The organism is Pseudomonas sp. NY15437 (assembly GCF_048068435.1).
In the GTDB taxonomy this organism is placed as follows: domain Bacteria; phylum Pseudomonadota; class Gammaproteobacteria; order Pseudomonadales; family Pseudomonadaceae; genus Pseudomonas; species Pseudomonas nitroreducens_B.
In genome coordinates, this window is the sequence record NZ_JBLUQC010000006.1 from 122,365 (window position 1) to 145,018 (window position 22,654).

The following is a 22,654-nucleotide window of genomic DNA, read 5'->3' on the forward strand; positions in this document are numbered from 1 at the left end:
TCATACAGGATTGAACGCCATGAACTACGAACAACCCAAGCAACTGCAGGCCGTCATCCTCGACTGGGCCGGTACCGTGGTCGACTTCGGCTCCTTCGCGCCGACCCAGATCTTCGTCGAAGCCTTCGCCGAGTTCGGCGTACAGGTCAGCCTGGAAGAAGCCCGCGGCCCCATGGGCATGGGCAAGTGGGACCACATCCGCACCCTGTGCGACGTCCCGGCCATTGCCGAACGCTACCGGGCCAAGTTCGGCCGGGTGCCGAGCGACGATGACGTGACTGCCATCTACGAGCGCTTCATGCCGCTGCAGATCGAGAAGATCGCCGAACATTCCGCACTGATACCCGGCGCGCTGGACGCCATCGCCGCCGTGCGTAGGCAGGGGCTGAAGGTCGGTTCCTGCTCTGGCTACCCGGCCGTCGTCATGGAAAAAGTGGTCGCCCTGGCCAAGACCAATGGCTACGTCGCCGACCATGTGGTGGCGACCGATGAAGTCCCCAACGGCCGCCCGCACCCGGCCCAGGCGCTGGCCAACGTGATCGCCCTGGGCATCAGCGACGTGGCGGCCTGCGTGAAGGTCGACGACACCTGGCCGGGCATCCTCGAAGGGCGCAGCGCCGGCATGTGGACCGTGGCGCTGACCTGCTCGGGCAATGCCTTGGGCCTGACCTATGAGCAATACAAGGCGCTGCCGGCCCAGAAGCTGGAGCAGGAGCGCCGCCGCATCGGACAAATGTTCGAAGGCTCGCGCCCGCATTACCTGATCGACACCATCGCCGAACTGCCGGAGGTGATCGCCGATATCAATGCGCGCCTGGCGCGGGGGGAGATGCCGCAGGGTAGCTGACGCTTGGTCTTAATGAGAAGGGCCCGCTGAGTGCGGGCCATTCTTGTGGTGTTGGTTGCACAGGTGAGGCTCTCTGCAGGAGCAACTGTCTTTTCCCGGATAGGGCTGTGTTTGCGCGTTCCCCTCTCCCCAGCCCTCTCCCGGAGGGAGAGGGAGCAGTTCGTTCCGGCTAATGCTGGGGTTTCATCCGGCACCGAACGGTCCCCTCTCCCCCTGGGAGAGGGTTAGGGTGAGGGGCGATCTGAGCGCAGAGCTTTCCGGTAGGAGCGGAGCTTCTCCGCGAGCTCTTGCTTGGGATTGGGTGTGTCCGCGCCGCTTCGGCGTACGCGCAGGCTTCCTGTTTCGCCCCCTCGGGCGAGTTACTTTCTCAAACGACGGATGGCCGCCCCACAGAAAGTAACCAAAGGTCTTGCCCCGGACATCCGGTTTTTCGCTTAGGCGAAAAATTCCCTCGCTCCAGCGAAGTTTCAGGGGCCCGCCGCGACGGACCATCCCTGGCCCATCGCGGCTCTCGCGACATCCATGTCGCTCAACCCCTGAAACTGCGCTTCCACTCGACCTCCTGAACGGGGCCGTCCGGAGTGCGTGGACGTTTCTCTGGAAACCTAAACAGCCGGTACCGGAGCCGGTGACATGGTGCTCTTCGTAGGGCCGAGGGGGACGCCGAGTCAACCGTCTAAGGCGACGTTCGCCTGTAGGAGCGGGCCATGCCCGCGATCGCGCGCATGGCGCGCTCCTACAGGTCAGGTCTGTTGCTTCCTCTAACGTAGGAGCGGACTTCGTCCGCGATTGGCTCGCCGTTCTGCCAGATCGGTCTGTTAGCGGTAATCAATTCACCACGTTCCGCACAAACCGCAACAACACATCCCCATGGTTCTGGTAGGAGAACGGCTGGTTGCTCTTGAACACATGGAATCCCCCGGCCTCGACTTGCACCGTCTCTTCGGCCAACACGATGGTCAGCCGCCCTTCGATGACATAGGCCATGTCGTACCAACCCTCGGCATCCGGTTCGGCGTTGTAGGTGTCGCCCGGGGCCAGGGTCCAGTGCCAGAGTTCGGCCTGGCGCGAGGCGGGGGTGCTGGCGAGGAGGGTGCCGCGGCTGTCGGGTTGCTTGCCGCCCCAGGCGACGGCGTCGACCCGGGTCAGGCCGCCGGTGGACGGTGGGCGCACCAGGTCGGCGAAGGTGACCTGCAGGGCCGCGGCGATGCGGTCGAGGGTGGCGAGGCTGACGTTGGTGTCGCCGCCCTCGATGCCCACCAGCATCCGCCGGCTCACGCCCGAGGCCTTGGCCAGCGCGTCCTGGCTGAAGCCGGCGTTGCGGCGGTGGGTCTTCACGTTATCGGCGACGTGCACCAGCACGCTGGGGCGTTCGGAATTATTGGGCAGTATATTGCTCATTCTGGCCTTTTTGCGCATTATGTTGCGCATAACAGTCAATCAAGAAATCCCAACCGTTGCAACGCCTGTTCAGGTCCGCATCATGCCTCGCTCTCGCCTGCTTTCCACTGCCTTTCCCATCCTCATCCTGATCGTGTCCATGGCCTCGATCCAGACTGGCGCGTCGCTCGCCAAGAGCCTGTTCCCGGTGCTCGGCGCCGAGGGTGTCACGTCCATGCGGCTGGTCTTCGCCGCGATTCTTCTGCTGGCGATCCTCCGCCCGTGGCGCACGTCGCTGCGCGGCAAGCCGCTCAAGCCGCTGTTCATCTATGGCGTGACCCTGGGCCTGATGAACCTGACGTTCTACATGGCGCTGCAGACCATCCCGCTCGGCATCGCGGTGGCCCTGGAGTTCACCGGGCCGCTGGCGGTGGCGCTGTTCTACTCGCGCAAGCCGATCGACTTCCTGTGGATCGCCATCGCGGTGGTCGGGCTTGGCCTGCTGCTGCCGGTGGCTGATTTCGGCAACGGCGTCGACCCCAAGGGCGCCGCGCTGGCGCTGGGGGCGGGCGTCTGCTGGGGGCTCTACATCATCTTCGGCCAGCGTGCCGGCAATGACCTGGGCGCCCAGGGCGCGGCGCTGGGCATCAGCATCGCGGCGATCTGCGTGGCGCCGATCGGCCTCGCGCACAGCGGGATGGCGCTGTTCGACATCAACCTGTTCCCGGCGCTGCTGGGCGTGGCGGTGCTCTCCAGCGCCTTGCCCTACACCCTGGAAATGGTCGCACTGACCCGCCTGCCGGCGCGCACCTTCGGCACGCTGATGAGCATCGAGCCGGCGTTCGGTGCGCTGTCCGGCCTGTTCTTCCTCGGTGAGCAACTGACTTCGCACCAGTGGATTGCCATCGGCGCGATCATCGTCGCCTCGGTGGGCACGACGCTGAGCAGCCGGCCGAAGCCGGCGCTGGTGGCCGACTGAGTGGCGCGATAGCAGATGAAAAAGCCGCCTTCAGGCGGTTTTTTTGCGTTTTGTAGGAGCGAGCTTGCTCGCGAACGGATTTCCTGCAAGCGCTGGCGTGAAGCGGTTCGCGAGCAAGCTCGCTCCTACAGGTTCCCAGCCAGCGCAGCGTTTTTTCTGGGAACTCCAAAACAAAAGCCGCCCGAGGGCGGCTTTTTGCGTGATGGGTGTTCAACCGGCAGTTCGCCGTTCGTTGAGCACGATCTGCCGCCTGGCGCTGCGCGACAGGCGAATGCACAGCATCACCGCGGCGCAGGTCAGGCCGACGATCAGGCCTTCCCACAGGCCGCGCGGGCCGGTGGGTTCCTGCAGCCAGTGGGCGAGGCCGAGGCTGTAGCCCACCGGCAGGCCGATACCCCAGTAGGCGAAGAGGGTCATGATCATGGTGGCGCGGGTATCCTGGTAGCCGCGCAGGGCGCCGGCGGCGGTGACCTGCACGGCGTCGGAGAACTGGAACAGCGCGGAGAACACCAGCAGCGTGGCTGCCAGCGCGAGCACCTCCGGGTCCTGCGTGTAGAGCCCGGCGATGTGCTCGCGCATCAGCAGCATGCCGCTGGCGGAAATGCACGCGTAGGCCAGCGCCGCGCCCATGCCCACGCCCGCCGCGAAGCGCGCATCCCGCGGGGCGCCGGCGCCGAGGGACTGGCCGACGCGCACGGTCACGGCCATGGCCAGCGAGTAGGGGATCATGAACACCAGCGCGCTGAAGTTCAGCGCCACCTGGTGGCCCGCGACCACCTTCTCGCCCAGTTCGCCGATCAGCAGGGCGATCACCGAGAAGATGCTCGATTCGGCGAACACCGCGATGCCGATCGGCAGGCCGACCGCCACCAGGCTGCCGATCACCTTCGGCTGCGGCAGCTCCCAGTGACTGAACAGCTGGCTCGGTTTGTAGACCTTCGCCCAGTTCACCCAGAACAGCATGCCCAGCAGCATGAACCACATCACCGAGCCGGTGGCCCAGCCGCAGCCGGGGCCGCCCAGGGCCGGGAAGCCGAGGTGGCCGTAGATCAGCACGTAGTTGATCGGGATGTTCAGCATCAGCCCGCAGATGCCCAGCACCATGCTCGGCCGGGTGCGCCCCAGGCCGTCGCTGAAGCAGCGCAGCACGTGGTACAGCGCCACCGCTGGCAGGCCGCAGGCGATGCCGCGCAGGTAGAAGCAGCTCGGCTCGATCAGCGCTTGCTCGACCTTCATCGCCCGCAGCACCGGTTCGGAGAGCAGCCACAGCGTCGCGCCTGCCAGCGGGCCGACCAGCAAGGCCAACCACAGCGCCTGGCGCACCAGCGGGCCGGTGCCGGCCTGGTCGCCCGCGCCATAGCGCTGGGCCACCTTGGCGGTGGTGGCGAGCAGGGTGCCGGTCATCAGCAGGAAGATCGGAATCCAGATCGAGTTGCCCAGCGCCACCGCCGCGAGGTCGCGCGGGCCCACGCTGCCGGCCATCACCGCATCGACGAAGCCCATGGCGGTGGTCGCCAGCTGGGCGATCATGATCGGTGCTGCGAGGGTCAGCAGTTCCTTGAGTTCGGTGGCGGTGCGCCGTCCGCGGGAGACGGGCTGGGTGAGGCTGGTCACGGCTTTCCTTGGCAGAGAAATGGACAGGAAGCCGGCCAGTTTACGGGTTGTCCGGGTGGTCAGCAAAGCGTGGCATTGACCCTTCGTGCTTCGCGCTTACCGTTGTCGGTACAGCCGAAAGTGCTTCTGCGGGGCCGTGCCGGTGCACGCCCTCACCCCAACCCTCTCCCGAGGGAGAGGGGGAAGATCGTGCCGACTGACGCCATGGCTTCATCCTGCGCCGTTCGTCCCCTCTCCCTTCGGGAGAGGGCTAGGGTGAGGGTTGCCGAAGCGCAGCAGCTCGATTGCAGGTGCAGGCCGCGCTCGCGATCGCACCCACAGGCCGCACCTATAGATGGGCGCGAGTGCCTCCGTCGCCCGTCTCACTGGTAAAGTACCCGGTGCCGATTTCTGGAGTCAGCCCATGCGTATCCTTGCCGATGAAAACATTCCCCTGGTCGAAGCCTTCTTCGGCGCCCATGGCGAGATTCGCCGTCTGCCCGGCCGTGGCATCGACCGCGCCGCCCTGGGCGATGCCGAGGTGCTGCTGGTGCGTTCCGTGACGGACGTCAGCCGCGAACTGCTTCAGGGCAGCCAGGTGAAGTTTGTCGGCACCTGCACCATCGGCACCGATCACCTGGACCTCGACTACTTCGCCGAGGCCGGCATCGCCTGGTCCAGCGCGCCGGGTTGCAATGCCCGCGGCGTGGTCGACTGGGTGCTGGGCAGCCTGCTGGCGCTGGCCGAGGTGCACGGTGCCCGGCTTGCCGAGCGGCGCTATGGGGTGATCGGCGCGGGCCAGGTGGGCGGCCGCCTGGTGGACGTGCTGCGCGGCCTGGGCTGGGACGTGCGCGTCTGCGACCCGCCGCGCGCCGCGGCCGAAGGTGGCGACTTCTGCAGCCTGGACGACGTGCTGCGCGAGTGCGATGTGATCAGCCTGCACACGCCGCTGACCCGTGACGGCGAACACCCGACGCGCCACCTCATCGACGCGCAACGTCTCAAGGCGCTGCGCCCCGGCACCTGGCTCATCAACGCCAGCCGTGGCGGCGTGGTGGACAACACGGCGCTGCGCATCCACCTGGAGTCCGGCGCGGATATCGACGTGGCGCTGGACGTTTGGGAGAGCGAGCCGGAAGTGAACGTGCAACTGGCCCGGCGCTGTCGCATCGCCACTCCGCACATCGCCGGCTACAGCCTGGACGGCAAGCTGCGCGGCACGGCGCAGATCTACGAGGCGTTCTGTGCCTGGCAGGGGTGTGCGCCGAGCGTCGCGCTCGACGACCTGCTGCCCGCGCAATGGCTGGCCGAATTGAGCCTGACGGAAGAATGCGACCCGGACTGGGCCCTGGCCATGCTCTGCCGGGCGGTCTACGACCCGCGCAGCGACGACGCCAATTTCCGCCGCAGCCTCGTGGGAGACACCCAGACCCGGCGGGCGGCCTTCGACGCGTTGCGCAAGCACTACCCGCCGCGCCGGGAAATCACCGGGCTGTGGGTCGATATACAGGGCGATTCACCGCGCCTGGAAAGCCTGCTGACCGCGCTGGGCGCCAACCGGGTCGGGGAGTAGGGCGCGGTGCCGCCGCGCTGGACGGGTGCTCAGCGGCGCGGTGGCTCGCAGGTCTTGTCCAGTTCCTGGCAGGCGCGCTGGATCATGTCTTCGGTGATCGGGACTTCACGGCCCTGGGCGTCGATGATCGAGCCGCCGACCGGCTGTTGCGGGTTGCGCGGAGCGGGGCGAGGTGCGGGTTCACGGTGGGGTTGCAGGCTCATGGCCAATCTCCTCTACATCAGGTTCGTTGCAGTCTAGGCAGATCAGATGAAACCCCGGTGACAGAGGCTGCGCCGTGAAATTGTCACCGAAGACAGACGACCGGATCGCTCGCAGATTGCGTGCCAATCCCGAGGTCCCTGGTCGTTTGCTTGTCGTTATTGTGAGTGCGGTTGCCGCTTCCCTGGTCCGACCCGGCGTTGCGCCGGTGGTTCGAAGAAAGTTTCCGTCGAGGATGAGTATGGACAGGATTCGCATAGGGCTGATCATCAATCCGCTGGCCGGTATCGGCGGGGCGACCGCGCTCAAGGGCAGCGACGGCGTCGCCGAACTGGCGCTGGCGCGCGGTGCCGAACCGCGGGCGGCGGAGCGCACGCGCATCGCCCTGGAGCACCTGCTGGCGGTGCGCGAGCGCCTGGAGTTCCTCACCTTTCCCGGCCCCATGGGCGCCGACCTGCTGGCGGACATGGGCTTCAGCCACCGCCTGGCGGGCGCCCTGGAGCGGGAGCAGAGCAGCGCGGCGGATACCCGTCACGCCGTGCAGGCGCTGCAGGAGGCCGGCGTGGCGCTGATCCTCTTCGCCGGCGGCGACGGCACCGCCCGCGACGTGGCCGAGGTAGCCCGCGAGGGCCAGCCGGTGCTGGGCATTCCCGCCGGGGTGAAGATCCACTCCGGGGTCTACGCCATCAGCCCGCGCGCTGCCGGCGAACTGGCGCAGCGCCTGGTGGATGGCGGCCTGGTGCGCCTGACCCAGGGCGAAGTGCGCGACCTCGACGAAGCCGCGCTGCGCGAGGGCCGTGTCGCGGCGCGCTGGTACGCCGAACTGACGGTGCCCGAGGAAGGGCACTTCATGCAGCACGTGAAGCAGGCCGGCATGGAGACCGAGGAATTGGTGCTGGCCGATCTCGCCGCCTGGCTGGAAGACAGCTGGGAAGAGGGCGTGCGCTACGTCTTCGGCCCGGGATCGACCTTGCACGGGCTGGCCGCCGACCTGCACCTGGACACCACGCTGCTGGGCGTCGATGTGATCGAGAACGGCCAGGTGATCGCCCGCGACGTGACCGAGGCGCAGCTGTTCGAACTGGTGGACGGCCACCCGGCCTTTGTGCTGGTGACGGCCATCGGCGGGCAGGGGCACATCCTGGGGCGCGGCAACCAGCAGATCAGCCCGCGCGTGCTGCGCGCCGTCGGCATCGAGCGCCTGCGGGTGATCGCCACCAAACGCAAGCTGGGCACCCTCGAAGGCCGGCCGCTGCTGGTGGACAGCGGCGACACCGAGCTGGACGCCAGCTTTCCGGCGGCGGTGCGGGTGTGGGCCGGTTACAAGGAGGAGCTGCTGTATCCGCTGGGGTGGGGCAGTGAAGCCTGACGAGCTGGCGGATAACCCGTTCCGGGGTATCCGCCCTGAGGCGCTGAGCCGTTAGCGAGGCACCTGCGCTCGGGTTCGCCCTCACCCTGACCTTGGCTGCGCGCCCCGCTCAGAGGGAGAGGGGACTGTTCTGTGCAGGGAGAGACTTCGGTTTCAGCTGGCTCGGACGGCTCCCTCTCCCCCTGGGAGAGGGCTGGGGTGAGGGGAAGTGCAGCCACGGCCACCCCCAGGAGAAGACAGTGCTCCCACGCAAGGTGGTGCAGGTAACCGAGCCTGATCTAGACTCCCTCGCTTCGTGAACGTGAGCGGGAGAGCGGGCATGCATTCGGGCGGTTGTCTGTGCGGCGCGGTGCGCTACGAGATCAGCGGCGAACTGGCGCCGATCCAGGTCTGCCATTGCAGCCAGTGCCGCAAGGCGCAGGGTGGGCCGTTCGCCACCAATATTCCGGTGCCGCGCTCGGCGTTCCGTCTGCTCAGCGGTGAATCGGCGCTGGCCGAGTACCGCGCCTCGCCGGAAAAGAAGCGCGTGTTCTGCCGCACCTGCGGCTCGCCGATCTACAGCGCCCGTGATGCGCTGCCGGAAACGTTGCGGGTGCGTGCGGGAACCTTGGACGAACCCTTGCGGACAAAGCTCGAAGCGCATTACTACGTCGACTCCCGCGCCCGTTGGTGGCCGCTGGAGGACAATCTGCCCCGCTACGGCGGTGCCAAGCCGGGATGAAGGAGCTGGCCATGCCAGCAGCAGTCAGGGAGTAACAGGGTCAGTGGGAATGGAACGGAAATTTCGCGTGCTGGTGCTCGGCGGGTACGGCAACTTCGGCACCCTGATCGTCCGCCGCCTGAGCGGCATCGACGGCATCCGCGTGCTGGTGGCCGGGCGCGACCTGCGCCGCGCCACCGAACTGGCCGCGCAGGTGGGCGGCGAGGCAGTGTGCCTGGACATGAACCAGCCGACGCTGGCCGGCCGCCTCAGCGAACTCAAGGTCGACCTGGTCATCTCCACCGCCGGTCCGTTCCAGGGCCAGGACTACCGCGTTGCCCGCGCCGCCATCGGCGCCCGCGCGCACTACGTCGACCTGGCCGATGCGCGGCAGTTCGTCTGTGGTATCCGTGAGCTCGATCGTGCTGCCCGCAGCGCCGGCGTGCTGGTCTGCAGCGGCGCCAGCTCGGTGCCGGCGCTGGCGGCCTCGGTGATCGACGAATTGCTGCCGCGCTTCCAGCGGCTGGACAGCATTCACCATGGCATCAGCTCCTCGGCGAAGATCCCCGGCCAGGCCACGGTAGCGGCCGTGCTCGGCTACTGCGGCAAACCCCTGCGGCAGTGGCGCCAGGGCCGCTGGCAGGGCGTGTACGGTTGGCAGGGACTGACGCGCCACCGTTTTCCCGCGCCGCTGGGCCCTCGCTGGCTGGCGCACTGCGACGTGCCCGACCTCGACCTCTTCCCGCAGCGCTACCCCGGTGTGCAGGACGTGCGTTTTTCCGCGGGCCTGGGCCTGAGCCTCACTCAGTTCGGCACCTGGGGGCTGTCCTGGCTGGTGCGTGCCGGGCTGGTGAAGAATGCCGCGCGGCTGGGCGCCGGTCTGCATCGCCTGGCCGTGGCGATGGAGCCTCTGGGCGACGGACGCAGCGGCATGTTCGTCCAGCTGCAGGGCGTGGATGTCGATGGCAAGCCGTTGGCGCTGTGCTGGGAAATCCTCGCACAGCAGGACCACGGCCCGAACATCCCGTGCATGGCGGCGGTGGCGCTGGCACGCAAGCTGGCCGCCGGGCAACTGGGCCAGCGCGGCGCCACCGCCTGCGTCGGCCTGCTCACCACCGCTGAATACCTCGCCGAACTGGATGGCCTGGACATTTCCCATGGCCTGCGCGAGCTGGCCGCGCAATGAGTCTCGGGTGTTGCTCAGGCAACAGTCGATCAGCAGCGCTGTTGCCTGGCTGACACGAGACGCCGGGAAAACCGGCTGAAGTGCCCTGAAATCGCACATTTCCCTGTTGGTACGGCCCTTGCTCAAGGCTTCTGTACCTAGCGCAACAGTCAACAGGGAAAACCCATGACCAGCCCCATCAAAGTGGTCGCCGTCTCCGGCGGCACCTATCGCCCCTCGCGCACCCTGGTGCTCACCCAGGCCGTGCTCGACGCCCTCGGCGAGCAGCTTCCGGTGCAAACCCAAGTGATCGAACTGGCCGACATCGCCCGCCCGCTGGGCGCCGCGCTGTCGCGCCAGGAACTCTCCGCGGAGCTGGAAGCCACCCTGCGCGAGATCGAGACCGCCGACCTGCTGGTGGTGGCCTCGCCGGTCTACCGCGGCTCCTACCCGGGTCTGCTCAAGCACCTGTTCGACCTGGTCGACATGAACGCCCTGATCGACACCCCGGTGCTGCTCGCCGCCACCGGCGGCAGCGAGCGCCACGCGCTGGTCCTCGACCACCAGCTGCGGCCGCTGTTCAGCTTCTTCCAGTCGATCACGCTGCCCATCGGCGTGTACGCCAGCGAGGCCGACTTCGCCAACTACCAGATCACCAGCGACACCCTGCGCGCCCGCATCCAGCTGGCCGCCGAACGCGCCGCGCCGCTGTTCGCCCGCCCGCAACTGCGCAAGACCGCCTGAGGAGCCCGCGATGAACGTGTTCTGGTTCCTGCCCACCCACGGCGACGGCCACTTCCTCGGCACCAGCGAGGGCGCGCGCCCGGTCTCGCTGCCGTATCTGAAGCAGATCGCCCAGGCCGCCGACTCCCTCGGCTACTACGGCGTGCTGATCCCCACCGGCCGTTCCTGTGAGGATTCCTGGGTGGTCGCCTCGGCCCTGGCGCCGCTCACCGAGCGCCTGCGCTACCTGGTGGCGATCCGTCCGGGGATCATCTCGCCGACGGTGTCCGCGCGCATGGCCGCGACGCTGGACCGCCTTTCCGGCGGCCGCCTGCTGATCAACGTGGTCACCGGCGGCGACCCGGATGAGAACCGTGGCGACGGCATCCACCTCAGCCACGCCGAGCGCTACGAAGTCACCGACGAATTCCTGCGCATCTGGCGCCGCGTGCTGCAGGGCGAGTCCGTGGACTTCGCCGGCAAGCACCTGCAGGTGGAGAACGCCAAGGCGCTCTATCCGCCGATCCAGAAGCCGTACCCGCCGCTGTACTTCGGTGGCTCGTCCGCCGAGGCCCACGACCTGGCGGCCGAGCAGGTGGACGTCTACCTGACCTGGGGCGAGCCACCGCAAGCCGTCGCGCAGAAGATCGCCGACGTGCGCGAGCGTGCCGCGAAGCAGGGCAGCAGCGTGAAGTTCGGCATCCGCCTGCACGTGATCGTCCGCGAGACCGCCGAGGAAGCCTGGAAGGCGGCCGACAAGCTGATCGCCAACATCTCCGACGAGACCATCGCCAACGCGCAGAAGTCCTTCGCCCGCTTCGACTCCGAAGGCCAGCGGCGCATGGCCGCGCTGCACGGCGGGCGCCGTGACCAGCTGGAAATCTACCCCAACCTCTGGGCTGGCGTCGGCCTGGTACGCGGCGGTGCCGGCACGGCGCTGGTGGGCGATCCGCAGCAGGTCGCCGAGCGCATCAAGGAGTACGCGGACCTGGGGATCGACAGCTTCATCTTCTCCGGCTACCCGCACCTGGAAGAGGCTTATCGCTTCGCCGAGCTGGTCTTCCCGCTGTTGCCCGAGCCCTATGCGAGCCTGGCCGGGCGCGGCGTGACCAACCTGACCGGGCCATTCGGCGAAATGATCGCCAACGACGTGCTGCCCGGACGCAAGGCGGGCTGAGCCGTCATTCCCGATGCGCCGGGCAGCGGCCCGGCGCATCCCGCATCGAACTGACCCGAATCGAATCAGAAGAGGAAGCGAGCGTGAACGCCAAGACGCGTCTCGACGCACAGACACCCGCGCAGATTGCCCAGCGCCTGGCCGCCGGTTTCGCCGAAACCGCCGCCGAGCGCGACATCCGCGGCGGCACGCCGAAGGCCGAGCGCGACGCGCTGCGCCAGAGCGGCCTGCTGTCGCTGATCATCCCCAGCGAGTACGGCGGCCTGGGCGCCGACTGGAGCACCACGCTGGACATCGTCCGCCAGTTCGCCGTGGTCGACAGCTCCATCGCCCACGTGTTCGGCTTCCAGCACCTGATGCTGGCCACCGTGCGCCTGTTCTCCCGCCCCGAGCAATGGCAGCCGTGGTTCGAGCTGACCGCGCGCAACCAGTGGTTCTGGGGCAACGCGCTGAACCCGCTGGACACGCGCACCGTCTCGCGCACCTTTGCCGGCTGGCGCGAATTCTCCGGGCGCAAGAGCTTCTGCTCCGGCGCGCTGGATTCGCAGATGCTGATCGCCTCGGCGCTGGACGGCGAGGGCGGCAAACTGCTGATCGCCGCCATCCCCACCGCGCGCAGCGGCATCAGCCTGGCCCACGACTGGGACAACATGGGCCAGCGCCAGACCGACAGCGGCAGCGCCACCTTCGAGCGCGTGCGGGTGGAGGAGAGCGAACTGCTGCTCGACCCGGGCCCACTGAGCACGCCATTCGCCTGCCTGCGCCCGCTGATCGCCCAGCTGATCTTCACCCACGTCTTCCTCGGCATCGCCGAAGGCGCATTCGAGGAAGCGCGGCAGTACACGCTCAAGGAAGCCCGCCCGTGGTTCCGTTCCAGCGCTGCGACCGTGGGTGAAGACCCCTACGTGCTCGGGCATTACGGCGAGTTCTGGGTTGGCCTGGAAAGCACCCGCCTGCTGGTGCGCCGTGCCGCGCAGCTGCTCGACGACGCCTGGAGCAAGGGCGCCGCGCTAGAGGCCGAGGAGCGTGGCCGCCTGGCCGTGGCCATCGCCACCGCCAAGGTCGCGGCGACCCGCAACGGCCTGGAGATCTGCAACCGCCTGTTCGAGGTCACCGGGGCGCGCTCCACCCATGCCGCGCTGCGCATCGACCGCTACTGGCGCAACCTGCGCACCCAGACCCTGCACGACCCGGTGGACTACAAGGTCCGCGAGCTGGGCGACTGGGCGCTGAACCAGCAACTGCCGCAACCGACCTTCTACTCATGAACGCGACCACACCCGAGGGTCTGCTGACCCTGCCCAAGTCCCCCGCGCTGGCCACCTCCATCCGCGCCACCGCGCAGGTCTTCGAGGACCCCAAATCCCAGGCGCTGCTCGATCACCTGCAGCAGGTCGCGCCCAGCGAGGCCAGCGTGCTGATCATCGGCGAGACCGGCACCGGCAAGGAGCTGGTGGCACGGCACATCCACAACCTCAGCGCGCGGCGCGGTGGGCCGTTCGTGGCGGTGAACTGCGGGGCCTTCTCCGAATCCCTGGTGGAAGCCGAGCTGTTCGGCCACGAGAAGGGCGCCTTCACCGGTGCGCTGGCGGCCAAGGCCGGCTGGTTCGAGGAGGCCGATGGCGGCACGCTGTTCCTCGACGAAATCGGCGACCTGCCGATGCCGATCCAGGTCAAGCTGCTGCGCGTGCTGCAGGAGCGCGAAGTGGTGCGCCTGGGCTCGCGCAAGAGCATCCCGATCAACGTTCGGGTGCTCGCCGCCACCAACGTGCAACTGGAGAAGGCGATCAACGCCGGGCATTTCCGCGAGGATCTCTACTACCGGCTCAATGTCGTCAGCCTGGAGTTGTCGCCGCTGCGCGAGCGGCCCGGCGACATCCTCCCGCTGACCCGCCACTTCATCGCCGAGTACAGCCGGCGCCTGGGCTACGGGCAGAGCCAGCTGAGCGCGGAAGCCGCGCAGAAGCTGCGCAGCTATTCGTGGCCGGGGAACATCCGCGAGCTGGAAAACGTCATCCACCACACGCTGCTGATCTGCCGCGACGGTGTGGTGCGCGCCGAGGACCTGCACCTGTCCAACCTGCGCATCGAGCGCAGCGAGGAACCGCGGCTGGAGTCCCTGGGTGCCGAGCAGATTCTCCAGCAGGCCTTCCAGCGTCTGTTCGAGGAGCAGGGCGGCAACCTGCACGCGCGGGTGGAGGACGCGCTGCTGCGCGCGGCCTATCGCTTCTGCCATTGCAACCAGGTGCACACGGCGAACCTGCTTGGCCTGAGCCGCAACGTCACGCGCACGCGGCTGATCGAGATCGGCGAACTGGTGGTGAACAAGCGCCGCGGCGCCACTGAGATCGACCCGCAGCGGGGCGTGCGCTTGTCCATCTAGCCCTGGTGGCCGGGCCTCTGTATTTGGAGGTATTCGCCGCCGGCCACTGATCCACGGCAACGAAACGGGCCAGTGGCCAGCCTAGACTCCGGGACCGCCCATCCCCCGCGAAAGGAGTCTCCCATGCACGTGGACATCGCCATCGTCGGCGCCGGCCCCGCCGGCCTCTGCCTGGCCCGCTCGCTGTCGGGCAACGGCCTGTCGATCCTGCTGATCGACCGCCAGCCGTTGGCCGCCGTGGCCGAGCCCGCCGAAGATGGCCGCGAGATCGCCCTGACCCATGCCTCCCGCGCCGAGTTGCAGCGCTTGGGGCTGTGGTCGCGGATCGACCCGCAGGAGGTTTCGCCGCTGCGCGATGCCCAGGTGCTCAATGGCCCTTCGTTGTTCACCCTGCGCATCGAGGCCGAGCAGGCCGGCGCCGAGCAACTGGGGTACTTCGTCTCCAACCAGATGATTCGCCGCGCCGCCTTCGATGCGGTGCACGACTGCCCGGACGTGTCGCTGGTCTGCGGCCGTGCGCTGCGCTCCGTGCAGGTGCGCCAGGACGGCGTGTCGCTGACCCTGGACGACGACAGCCGGGTTCACGCGCGCCTGCTGGTGGCGGCCGACAGCCGCTTCTCCGAGACGCGCCGCATGCTCGGCATCGGCGCGCACATGGAGGATTTCGGCAAGACCATGATGGTCTGCCGCATGGCCCACGAAAAACCGCACCAGCACATCGCCTGGGAATGGTTCGGCTATGGCCAGACCCTGGCGCTGCTGCCAATCAACGGTAATCGCTCCTCGGTGGTGCTGACCTTGCCGCAGCGGGAGATGGCGCCGCTGATGGAGCTGGACGAGACGGCCTTTGCCCGGGAGATGGAGCGCCGTTTCGACCGTCGCCTGGGCGGCATGCAACTGCTCGGCCCGCGCCATAGCTACCCGCTGGTGGGGGTGTACGCCGAGCGCTTCGTCGGCCCGCGCAGCGCGCTGATCGGCGATGCCGCCGTCGGCATGCACCCGGTCACCGCCCATGGCTTCAACTTCGGCCTGCAGAGCCAACGCCGGCTGGCCGACGAGATTCTCGCGACCCATCGCCGCGGTGGCGATATCGGCGGTGCCTGGCCGCTACGCCGCTACGCCATGGCCCATCGCCTGGCGACCTGGCCGCTGTACCAGGCAACCCGGCTGATCGTCGGCCTGTACACCGACCCGCGCCCGCCGGTGCGCCTGCTGCGCAACGCCGGCCTGCGCCTGGCACAGGGCCTGCCGCCGCTGCGTACGGCGATTGCCCGGCACCTGACCCAGCGCGCCTGATCCCTTGCTCGGCTCCGCCGCAATGGCGGATAACGCCATAGGCGTTGATGCGCCCTACGGGGTTGACCCGGAGCGAAGAAGCGTTCGCGAGCAAGCTCGCTCCTACGAAAAGCACACCGAATACCCCGGCAACTGTAGGAGCGAGCTTGCTCGCGAACGGCGCCCGTGAGGCTCGGCGCGGAGCATGATCCATCGCGGACGGAGTCCGCTCCTACGTGACCGGCCAGGACGGCGCAAGGAATGGGCGTAGGAGCGGACTCCGTCCGCGATCGCTATCCGCGCACGCCGAACCGCAGGCTCAGGCCGCCTCGGTCCGCCGCGCCTTCTGCTGCTCCAGCTCGCGCACCAGCGGCAGCACCTTCTCGCCGAAGTAGCGCACCTCTTCCTGGAAGTGCAGGAACCCCGCCAGCACCAGGTCCACGCCCACCGCCTTGAGCGCGACGATGCGTTCGGCGATCTGCTGCGGTGTGCCGATCAGGTTGGTCTTGAAGCCGTCGTTGTACTGCACCAGGTCCTCGAAGGTGGATTTCGCCCAGTTGCCTTCGCCTTCCGGCGAGGCGGCGCCGGCCTGTTTCGCCGCGTGGCCGAAGGCGTTCACCGCTTCCGGGTCGGCCTTGTCGATGATCTCGGCGAGCACCGCACGGGCTTCCTCCTCGGTGTCGCGGGCGATGACGAAGGCGTTCACTCCGATCTTCACCGAGTGCTCGTTGGCCGCGGCCTTCTCGCGGATGTCGTCGACCTGGGCCTTGATGCCTTCCACGCTGTTGCCGTTGGTGAAGTACCAGTCCGATACCCGCGAGGCCATGTCGCGCGCGGCCCGCGAGCTGCCACCCTGGAAGATTTCCGGGTGCGGGCGCTGTAGCGGCTTGGGTTTGAGGTTGTAGTCGTGGAAGCGGTAGAAGTCGCCGTGGAAGCTGAAGTTGTCCTGGGTCCAGATGCCCTTCAGGGCGCGGATGAATTCCTCCGAGCGGCGGTAGCGCTCGTCGTGCTCCAGCCAGGGTTCACCGATGGCCTGGAACTCGCCCTTGAACCAGCCGCTGACGATGTTCACCGCGATGCGCCCGCCGGTGAGCTGGTCGATGGTCGCCAGTTGCTTGGCCGCCAGCGCGGGCGTCCAGGGGCCGGGGAGGATGGCGGCAATCACCTTGAGCTTTTCGGTGGCGCCCAGCAGGGCGTGGCTGAAGGCCACCGACTCGTGCTGGTATTCGGCGCCGTAGCCGGCAGTGAAGCGGATCTGCGTCAGCGCGTAGTCGAAGCCGGCGTCCTCGGCGATGCGCGCCAGTTGCCGGTTGTAGTCGATGTCCCAGTGGGTGCGCTGTTCGACCTTGCTGACCACCAGGCCACCACTGACGTTGGGGACCCAGTAGGCGAAGCGGATCGGGTGTTGGCTCATGGCTCGGGCTCCTCGGGGCTGCACAGCGGCGAAGGTGCCGCAGGCAGAGCAGAGCGAAAGCCGTGCCATGGAGGGAAATCCCAGGTGGATCAAAAGCTTGGCGAATGCCTGGTGCAGCGGCCGCTGTCCCGCCCCGCGCAACGCTGCTGGGCAACTGTTGCCCAGGCAACAGCGGCGGGTGCGACAACCGGCCCCTGAGCAGGGGCGGGCAAGGCTGTCAGAATCCGCCGTTCACCCGCTCACAGAAGCGTGGACCTCCTGCGTGCACATCCACACAGAACAACATCCAGGGGGCAGCATGGCCATCACTTCCAGCGACATCTGCAACGCCGCCGACGGGCTGTCCGGCTTCGTCGGTTTCAACCGCAAGAGCGGCAAGTACATCGTGCGATTCAGCGAGGACTCCTTCGGCATGGACGTGGCCGAGGACAGCATTCGCCCTGCCTGCGAATTCGTCTGGGTGCACAAGAGCGGGGCGGTGATGACGCTGTGCCGCGAATGCCTGCAGATTCTCGCCGAGCAGAACATCCACGACCGCCTCAACCTCAACGAGGCGCTGCTCACCTACCTGCGCCGCACCGACCTGCCGGAAATCGCCGCCGAACGGCGGTTGAAGTGAGCGCTGCGTCTTCAGGATGCGCAGGAGCGGACTGCGTCCGCGATAGCTCCGCAACGCGCCGGACACCCTCGCGGACACAGTCCGCTCCTACGGGATATGGCTGTGCTCGGCTTGGCGCTCACCTGACCCACTGCGCGCCCCGCTCAGGGGAGAGGGGACCGTTCGGAGCAGGCTGAAACCTTGGCATCAATCGGCTCGGACTGCCCCCTCTCCCTGAGGGAGAGGGCTGGGGTGAGGGGGATGGATCGGCACGGACTCCCCAGAAAAAGACAGTTGCTCCTGCGTGCGCCGAGCGCTACTGCGACAGCTCCTTGCGCAGGTCCGCCACCTGGCTGGCGGTGACCGGCGCCGCCGCGTTGCCCCAACTGTTGCGCACGTAGGTCAGCACGTCGGCGACTTTTTCGTCGTCGAGGTTCCAGGCGAACGACGGCATGGCGGGCCCTGTCGGTGCGGCGTCGGTGCTGCCGGCGCGGCTGCCGGCCAGGACCACGCGGATCAGCGAGCTGGGATCGTCGTTGTTGACCAGGGGCGCGGCGGCCAGGGTCGGGAACAGGTGCCGGACGCCTTCGCCGTTGCTGACGTGGCAGGCCGAGCAGCGGTCGGCGTAGATCGCCTTGCCGGCGACCATCGCGGCGTCGTCCGCCTTCACCGGTGAGGGGGTGGCCTGGGTGGCGGCGCCATCCTTGAGGTACACCGCCACCGCCAGCAGGTCATCGTCGCGCCAGTGCTGGGTGGAGTTCTCCACCGCTTCGGCCATGGGGCCGGAGGCGATGTCGAAGCGGTTGGCGCCGGTCTTCAGGTACTGCACCAGGTCCTCGGTGCTCCACTGGCCGATGCCGCTGTGCGGGTTGGCGGTGATGTCCGGGGCGACCCAGCCCTGCAGGTTGGCGCCGGCGAGGAAGCGGTCGTTGTCGTCACCCCCCAGCAGGTTCTTCGGGGTGTGGCAGGTGCCGCAATGACCCAGGCCTTCCACCAGGTAGGCGCCACGGTTCCATTGCGCCGACTTGTTCGGCGAGGGCACGAATTCGCCCTGGGTGAAGTTCAGCCAGTTCCAGCCGATCAGGCTGGTGCGCACGCTGAAGGGGAAGGGCAACTGGTTGGTTTCCACCGCGTTGCGCACTGGCTCCAGGGTCTGCAGGTAGGCCCAGAGCGCCAGGTTGTCCTCGCGGCGCACCTTGGTGTAGGCGGTGTAGGGCATGGCGCCGTACAGGCGTTTGCCATTGCGCCCGTGGCCGCTGGACATCACCGCCTGGAAGTCGTCGAAGCTCCAGCGGCCCAGGCCGGTATCGGCATCCGGCGTGATGTTGGCGCCCACCAGCTTGCCGAACGGCGTGTCGATGGCCACGCCACCCGCGAAGGGCGCCTGGCCGGGTACGGTATGGCAGGCCGTGCAGTCGCCCAGCACGGCGAGGTAGCGGCCCTTTTCCACCAGGTTGTAGGAGTCCGCGCCGGTGCCGGCGAAGGCGGGTTGCAGGTGGGCGCCGAGCAGGGCGGCGGCGCCGAGGGAGAGGAGAGTCTTCATACGCTGATCATCTCCCCGGGGCGCTTGAGGTACAGGCGGCGGATCGCGTCGGCCGCCTTGAACGCCAGCGCGCCGACCGTGCCGGTGGGGTTGTAGCCGGGGTTCTGCGGGAAGGCCGAGGAGCCGACCACGAAGAGGTTGGGCACGCCCCAGACCTGCAGGTGCTTGTTCACCGAGCTGTTCTTCGGATCGGCGCCCATGATGAAGCCGCCGACGATGTGCGAGGACTGGTACGAGGTGTTGGCCCAGGGGCCTTTGCGCGGCGCCGGGACGATCTGCTGGGGGTTCATGCTGCGGGCGATTTCCACCACCTTGTCGGTGCAGTACTGCGCCATCCGCAGGTCGTTCTCCGGGAAGTCGAAGGTGATGCGCAGCAGCGGCCGACCGTGGGGGTCGTTGTAGTTCGGGTCCAGCGACAGGTAGTTGCTGCGCGTGGAATAGCTGCTGGCCTCGCAGCCGATGGCCATGTTGCTCAGGTAGCTGTTCACCGTGGCCTTCTTCCAGGCCGCGCCCCAGGTGGGGGTGCCGGGCGGGGTGGGGCGCGAGTCGATGGGCGCGGCGCCGATCGGCGTCACGCGGGTGCTGCCGCCGCCGACGAAGCCCAGGCCGGAGTGGTCGAAGTTGTCGTTGTTGAACTCGTCGATGCCCATGCCGATGGCGCCGCCACCGATGAAGGGGTTGAAGTTCTTGTCCTTGAAGAACAGCCGCACGTTGTTGGCCGTCTGGTAGGCGAAGTTGCGCCCGGTGGTGCCGGTGTTGGCGATCGGGTTGTACGGCTCGCCGACGCCGGAGAGCAGCATCAGCCGCACGTTCTCGAAGATGAAGGCGGCGACCACCACGATGTCCGCCGGCTGCTCCCATTCTTCGCCGCTGGAGTCGACGTAGACGATGCCGGTGGCGCGCTTGCCGGTGCTGTCCAGGGTCACCCGGAGCACTTCGGAGTTGGTGCGGGCGCTGAAGTTGGGTTTGCGGATCAGCGCCGGCATCACGTTGACGATGGCGCTGGCCTTGGAATAGTTGGCGCAGCCGTGGTTGGTGCAGAAGCCGCAGAAGGTGCAGGGCCCCATGGTCACGCCCAGCTGGTTGGTGTAGCCGCGGGAGGCCAGCGCCGAGGGCACCGGGAAGGGTTTGTAGCCGAGGTTGCGCGCGGCCTCGGCGAACAGGGTCGGGGCGTAGGTCTGCGCGGTGGGCGGGTTGGGGTATTCGCGCGAGCGCGGGCCCTCGAAGGGGTTGCCGCCGTCGACGAGGGTGCCGCCCAGGTTGCCGGCCTTGCCGGACACGCCGGCCAGGCGCTCGAAGGCGTCGTAGTGCGGCTCCATTTCTTCCCAGGTGGTGCCCCAGTCCTGCAGGGTCAGCTCGGCAGGCACTTCCTTGCCGTAGCGCTCCTTCAGGTGGCTGGCCAGGCGGAATTCCTCGGGCTGGAAGCGGAAGGTGATGCCGGCCCAGTGGTTGCCGGCGCCGCCGGTGCCGTTGCCGGGGTGGAACGAGCCCCAGATGCGCATCGGCAGGGCGGTCTCCGATTCCTTGTTGCGCATGGTGCAGGTGTTCTGCCGGGTGCGCAGCATCAGCTCCTGGCGGCGGTTGTAGCGCAGCTCGTCAGCCGCCGAGGCGAGGTTGAAGTCGCTGGCCGTATCGCGCCAGGGGCCGCGTTCGAAGCCGATGACCTGGAGGCCGGCGTCGGCCAGTTCATGGGCGATGATCGAGCCCGCCCAGCCGAGCCCGACGACCACGACGTCGGTGGAAGGTAGTTTCTTGGCCATGCGTGATTAACCCTTCTTGGTCCAGGCGGAGCTGCCGATGATGGAGAGCGGCACGAGGTCCAGCTTCTGGTTGTGCAGCGCGATGTAGTCGCGGTAGTCGTAGCGCGCGCCGGGGAAGCCGAGCATCTTCCACGACACCATGTCGCGGTTGCCGCCGTAGATCGGGTCGGCGAAGAAGCCCTCCATGGTGTTGTCCAGCACCTGCTGGAAGAACATCCTGGCGTCGATGCCCTCGAGGGTGATGGCGCCTTTCTCCAGGTCGCTCAGGACCTGGTCGCGCTGCTCGGGAGGCAAGGCGCTGAAGTTCTTCTGGAACTGGCCCTGGCAGTACTTGCCCAGCGCGGCGAGGCCGAGGCGGTAGCGCTCGCGCGGCACCAGCGGCGACTGGTCGGCCTGGGCCGGCGTGCCCGGGGTGAAGGGGCCCTGCATGTACAGGCGGCCGGAGTCGCCGTAGTCGCTGACCAGCTGGCGGTCGATGAAGACTGCGCAGCCGGCGTCCTTGCCGCTGACGCTCAGCTCGTCGGCGGGAATGAGCTGTTCGACGATGGCTTCCAGCTCCACGGCCTCCTCGGCGGTGAAGAACTGCCAGCCGGGGCTGTCATAGTGCAGCGGGCCGTTGTGATCGAACGGCAGCCATTTCGGCGTGCCGATCACGGTGGCGGCCTGGCTGCTGGCGGCAGCGCCGACGGCCAGGGAAGCGGCGGACGACTTCAGCAGCTGGCGCCGGGTGAAGCCCTTGGGGTGGTCGGTCATGTCGGCTCCTGAGGCAATAGCGGTCCACTCGATATTCGAGGAGGCAGGGACACGTATCGCCAGGTCGGTTCACGGTGGTCTGCACTCCCGGCCGGTGCCGGTGAGCGGAGCGGGGTGCGAAGTCGCCCTCTAGCGGGGCGCTTGGCGGATTGGCGGGCGGGGAATGGTCCTGTGCCTGGGCGAAATCCGCGGTTCGTCTTTTCCACACGCGTTTTTAGACTAGGGGCCGTTACAAAATGTTGCAGGTTTTTTTGCAGTAAAGGGTTGTTGCGGATTTCGAGAAAATCCGCGAGCCAGACGTGCCGCGGATTGCCGGGTGCGTAGGAGCGGACTCCGTCCGCGATAGGTTCCACGTCGCGCCGCAAACCCATTGCGGACGGAGTCCGCTCCTGCGCCAGGGTTACGCCCGGGCGCAGATCACAGGAACATCCCGCCCGACGCCTCCACGCGCTGGCCGTTGATCCAGCGGCCGCCGTCGGACAGCAGCACGGCGATCACCGCGCCGATGTCGTCCGGCAGGCCCACGCGACCCAGGGCGGTATTGCTGGCGATCTGCTTGTTAACCTCCGCGTTGTCGCGCACCAGGCCGCCGCCAAAATCGGTCTCGATGGCGCCCGGGGCGAGGATGTTCACCGCGATGCCGCGCGCGCCCAGTTCCTTCGCCTGGTACTTGGTCAGGGTTTCCATGGCGCCCTTCATGGTCGCGTAGGCGGCATAGCCGGGCAGGGCGAAGCGCGTCAGGCCGCTGGACACGTTGAGGATACGGCCGCCGTCAGCAATCAGTGGCAGCAGCTTCTGGGTCAGGAAGAACGGGCCCTTGAGCTGGATGTTCAGCAATTGGTCGAACTGTTCCTCGGTGGTTTCGGCGAAGCTGGCATGCAGGCCGATGCCGGCATTGTTCACCAGGAAGTCGAAGTCCTGGCGGCCGAAGGTTTCGCCCAGGATGGCGCGGACCTGCTCGGCGAAGGCGGCGAAGCTGGCGCTGTCGGCCACGTCCAGGTGCAGCATGGCGGCGCGGCCGCCGTGCTGCTGGATCTCGGCGGCGACGGCATGGGCCTCGTCGGCCTGGCTGCGGTAGGTGCCGATGATGTCGACGCCGGTGGCGGCCAGGTGCAGGGCGGCGTTGCGGCCCAGGCCGCGGCTGGCGCCGGTGATGAGAGCGATCTTGCGGGACATGGCGGAACTCCTCTGGTGGCTGGGAGAGCGGTGGGGTTGAGGGAA

General features: G+C 67.9%; 20 protein-coding genes. 12 read left to right on the plus strand and 8 right to left on the minus strand.

All coding sequences use genetic code 11. The features are described 5' to 3' along the window. Positions 1–19: 19 nt before the first annotated feature. Entirely contained in the window at positions 20–847 is an 828-nt protein-coding gene (gene phnX / locus ACNFIA_RS15565) for a phosphonoacetaldehyde hydrolase (RefSeq protein ID WP_416786335.1), read from the plus strand. 828 nt (positions 848–1,675) lie between these two features. Here the strand turns inward: phnX and ACNFIA_RS15570 are convergent. Continuing rightward, positions 1,676–2,278 (minus strand): helix-turn-helix domain-containing protein, encoded by a 603-nt coding sequence (locus ACNFIA_RS15570; protein ID WP_259754470.1) that lies wholly within the window; start codon positions 2,276–2,278, stop codon positions 1,676–1,678. A gap of 52 nt (positions 2,279–2,330) precedes the next feature. Here ACNFIA_RS15570 and rhtA point away from each other — a divergent pair, with 52 nt between their 5' ends. Next, complete coding sequence (gene rhtA, locus ACNFIA_RS15575; RefSeq protein WP_259754472.1) at positions 2,331–3,206, plus strand: threonine/homoserine exporter RhtA; 876 nt, start codon at positions 2,331–2,333, stop codon at positions 3,204–3,206. A gap of 210 nt (positions 3,207–3,416) precedes the next feature. On the opposite strand, the gene ACNFIA_RS15580 is transcribed toward rhtA, so the two are convergent. Further along, positions 3,417–4,820, minus strand: coding sequence for an MATE family efflux transporter (locus tag ACNFIA_RS15580; protein ID WP_259754474.1), 1,404 nt, complete (start codon positions 4,818–4,820; stop codon positions 3,417–3,419). Positions 4,821–5,223: 403 nt separating this feature from the next. Here ACNFIA_RS15580 and pdxB point away from each other — a divergent pair, with 403 nt between their 5' ends. Beyond that, positions 5,224–6,372, plus strand: coding sequence for a 4-phosphoerythronate dehydrogenase PdxB (gene pdxB, locus ACNFIA_RS15585; RefSeq protein ID WP_416786339.1), 1,149 nt, complete (start codon positions 5,224–5,226; stop codon positions 6,370–6,372). Positions 6,373–6,401: 29 nt separating this feature from the next. On the opposite strand, the gene ACNFIA_RS15590 is transcribed toward pdxB, so the two are convergent. After that, positions 6,402–6,575, minus strand: coding sequence for a PA1571 family protein (locus ACNFIA_RS15590; RefSeq protein WP_259754477.1), 174 nt, complete (start codon positions 6,573–6,575; stop codon positions 6,402–6,404). A gap of 239 nt (positions 6,576–6,814) precedes the next feature. Here ACNFIA_RS15590 and ACNFIA_RS15595 point away from each other — a divergent pair, with 239 nt between their 5' ends. The 8 genes from ACNFIA_RS15595 to ubiM all read left to right on the plus strand — a co-directional run bounded on the left by ACNFIA_RS15595 (position 6,815) and on the right by ubiM (position 15,386). Next, positions 6,815–7,942, plus strand: coding sequence for an ATP-NAD kinase family protein (locus tag ACNFIA_RS15595; RefSeq protein ID WP_416786342.1), 1,128 nt, complete (start codon positions 6,815–6,817; stop codon positions 7,940–7,942). A gap of 319 nt (positions 7,943–8,261) precedes the next feature. Continuing rightward, positions 8,262–8,663 (plus strand): GFA family protein, encoded by a 402-nt coding sequence (locus ACNFIA_RS15600; protein WP_259754479.1) that lies wholly within the window; start codon positions 8,262–8,264, stop codon positions 8,661–8,663. A 49-nt stretch (positions 8,664–8,712) separates the two neighbouring features. Then, a complete protein-coding gene (locus ACNFIA_RS15605; RefSeq protein WP_416786344.1) occupies positions 8,713–9,828 on the plus strand; it encodes a saccharopine dehydrogenase family protein in 1,116 nt (371 codons plus the stop codon). A 165-nt stretch (positions 9,829–9,993) separates the two neighbouring features. Continuing rightward, a complete protein-coding gene (gene msuE, locus ACNFIA_RS15610) occupies positions 9,994–10,551 on the plus strand; it encodes an FMN reductase (protein ID WP_259754481.1) in 558 nt (185 codons plus the stop codon). Between the two features lie 10 nt (positions 10,552–10,561). Next, positions 10,562–11,707 (plus strand): FMNH2-dependent alkanesulfonate monooxygenase, encoded by a 1,146-nt coding sequence (ssuD, locus tag ACNFIA_RS15615; protein ID WP_416786346.1) that lies wholly within the window; start codon positions 10,562–10,564, stop codon positions 11,705–11,707. Between the two features lie 83 nt (positions 11,708–11,790). Then, positions 11,791–12,975, plus strand: coding sequence for an acyl-CoA dehydrogenase family protein (locus ACNFIA_RS15620; protein ID WP_416786349.1), 1,185 nt, complete (start codon positions 11,791–11,793; stop codon positions 12,973–12,975). Then, positions 12,972–14,090: a sigma-54 interaction domain-containing protein gene (locus ACNFIA_RS15625; RefSeq protein ID WP_259754484.1), complete on the plus strand. Its 1,119-nt coding sequence runs from the start codon at positions 12,972–12,974 to the stop codon at positions 14,088–14,090. Before ACNFIA_RS15620 ends, ACNFIA_RS15625 begins: the two co-directional genes overlap by 4 nt. Positions 14,091–14,213: 123 nt before the next feature. Next, the gene (ubiM, locus tag ACNFIA_RS15630) at positions 14,214–15,386 is read left to right on the plus strand and encodes a 5-demethoxyubiquinol-8 5-hydroxylase UbiM (protein ID WP_416786351.1); all 1,173 of its coding nucleotides are present in this window, start codon (positions 14,214–14,216) and stop codon (positions 15,384–15,386) included. 298 nt (positions 15,387–15,684) lie between these two features. Here ubiM and sfnG read toward each other — a convergent pair whose 3' ends face one another. Then, positions 15,685–16,779 (minus strand): dimethylsulfone monooxygenase SfnG, encoded by a 1,095-nt coding sequence (gene sfnG, locus ACNFIA_RS15635; RefSeq protein WP_416786354.1) that lies wholly within the window; start codon positions 16,777–16,779, stop codon positions 15,685–15,687. Between the two features lie 298 nt (positions 16,780–17,077). On the opposite strand from sfnG, the gene ACNFIA_RS15640 reads away from it, so the two are divergent. Further along, on the plus strand, positions 17,078–17,398 hold the full coding sequence (locus ACNFIA_RS15640) for a DUF2025 family protein (RefSeq protein ID WP_259754488.1): 321 nt from the start codon (positions 17,078–17,080) through the stop codon (positions 17,396–17,398). 295 nt (positions 17,399–17,693) lie between these two features. On the opposite strand, the gene ACNFIA_RS15645 is transcribed toward ACNFIA_RS15640, so the two are convergent. From ACNFIA_RS15645 to ACNFIA_RS15660, 4 genes are all read right to left on the minus strand, one after another. Next, entirely contained in the window at positions 17,694–18,920 is a 1,227-nt protein-coding gene (locus ACNFIA_RS15645) for a c-type cytochrome (RefSeq protein ID WP_416786358.1), read from the minus strand. Next, positions 18,917–20,680, minus strand: coding sequence for a GMC family oxidoreductase (locus ACNFIA_RS15650; RefSeq protein ID WP_416786360.1), 1,764 nt, complete (start codon positions 20,678–20,680; stop codon positions 18,917–18,919). Before ACNFIA_RS15650 ends, ACNFIA_RS15645 begins: the two co-directional genes overlap by 4 nt. Positions 20,681–20,686: 6 nt before the next feature. Next, complete coding sequence (locus tag ACNFIA_RS15655) at positions 20,687–21,433, minus strand: gluconate 2-dehydrogenase subunit 3 family protein (RefSeq protein ID WP_259754492.1); 747 nt, start codon at positions 21,431–21,433, stop codon at positions 20,687–20,689. A 417-nt stretch (positions 21,434–21,850) separates the two neighbouring features. Beyond that, entirely contained in the window at positions 21,851–22,609 is a 759-nt protein-coding gene (locus ACNFIA_RS15660) for an SDR family NAD(P)-dependent oxidoreductase (RefSeq protein ID WP_416786362.1), read from the minus strand. Positions 22,610–22,654: the final 45 nt, after the last annotated feature.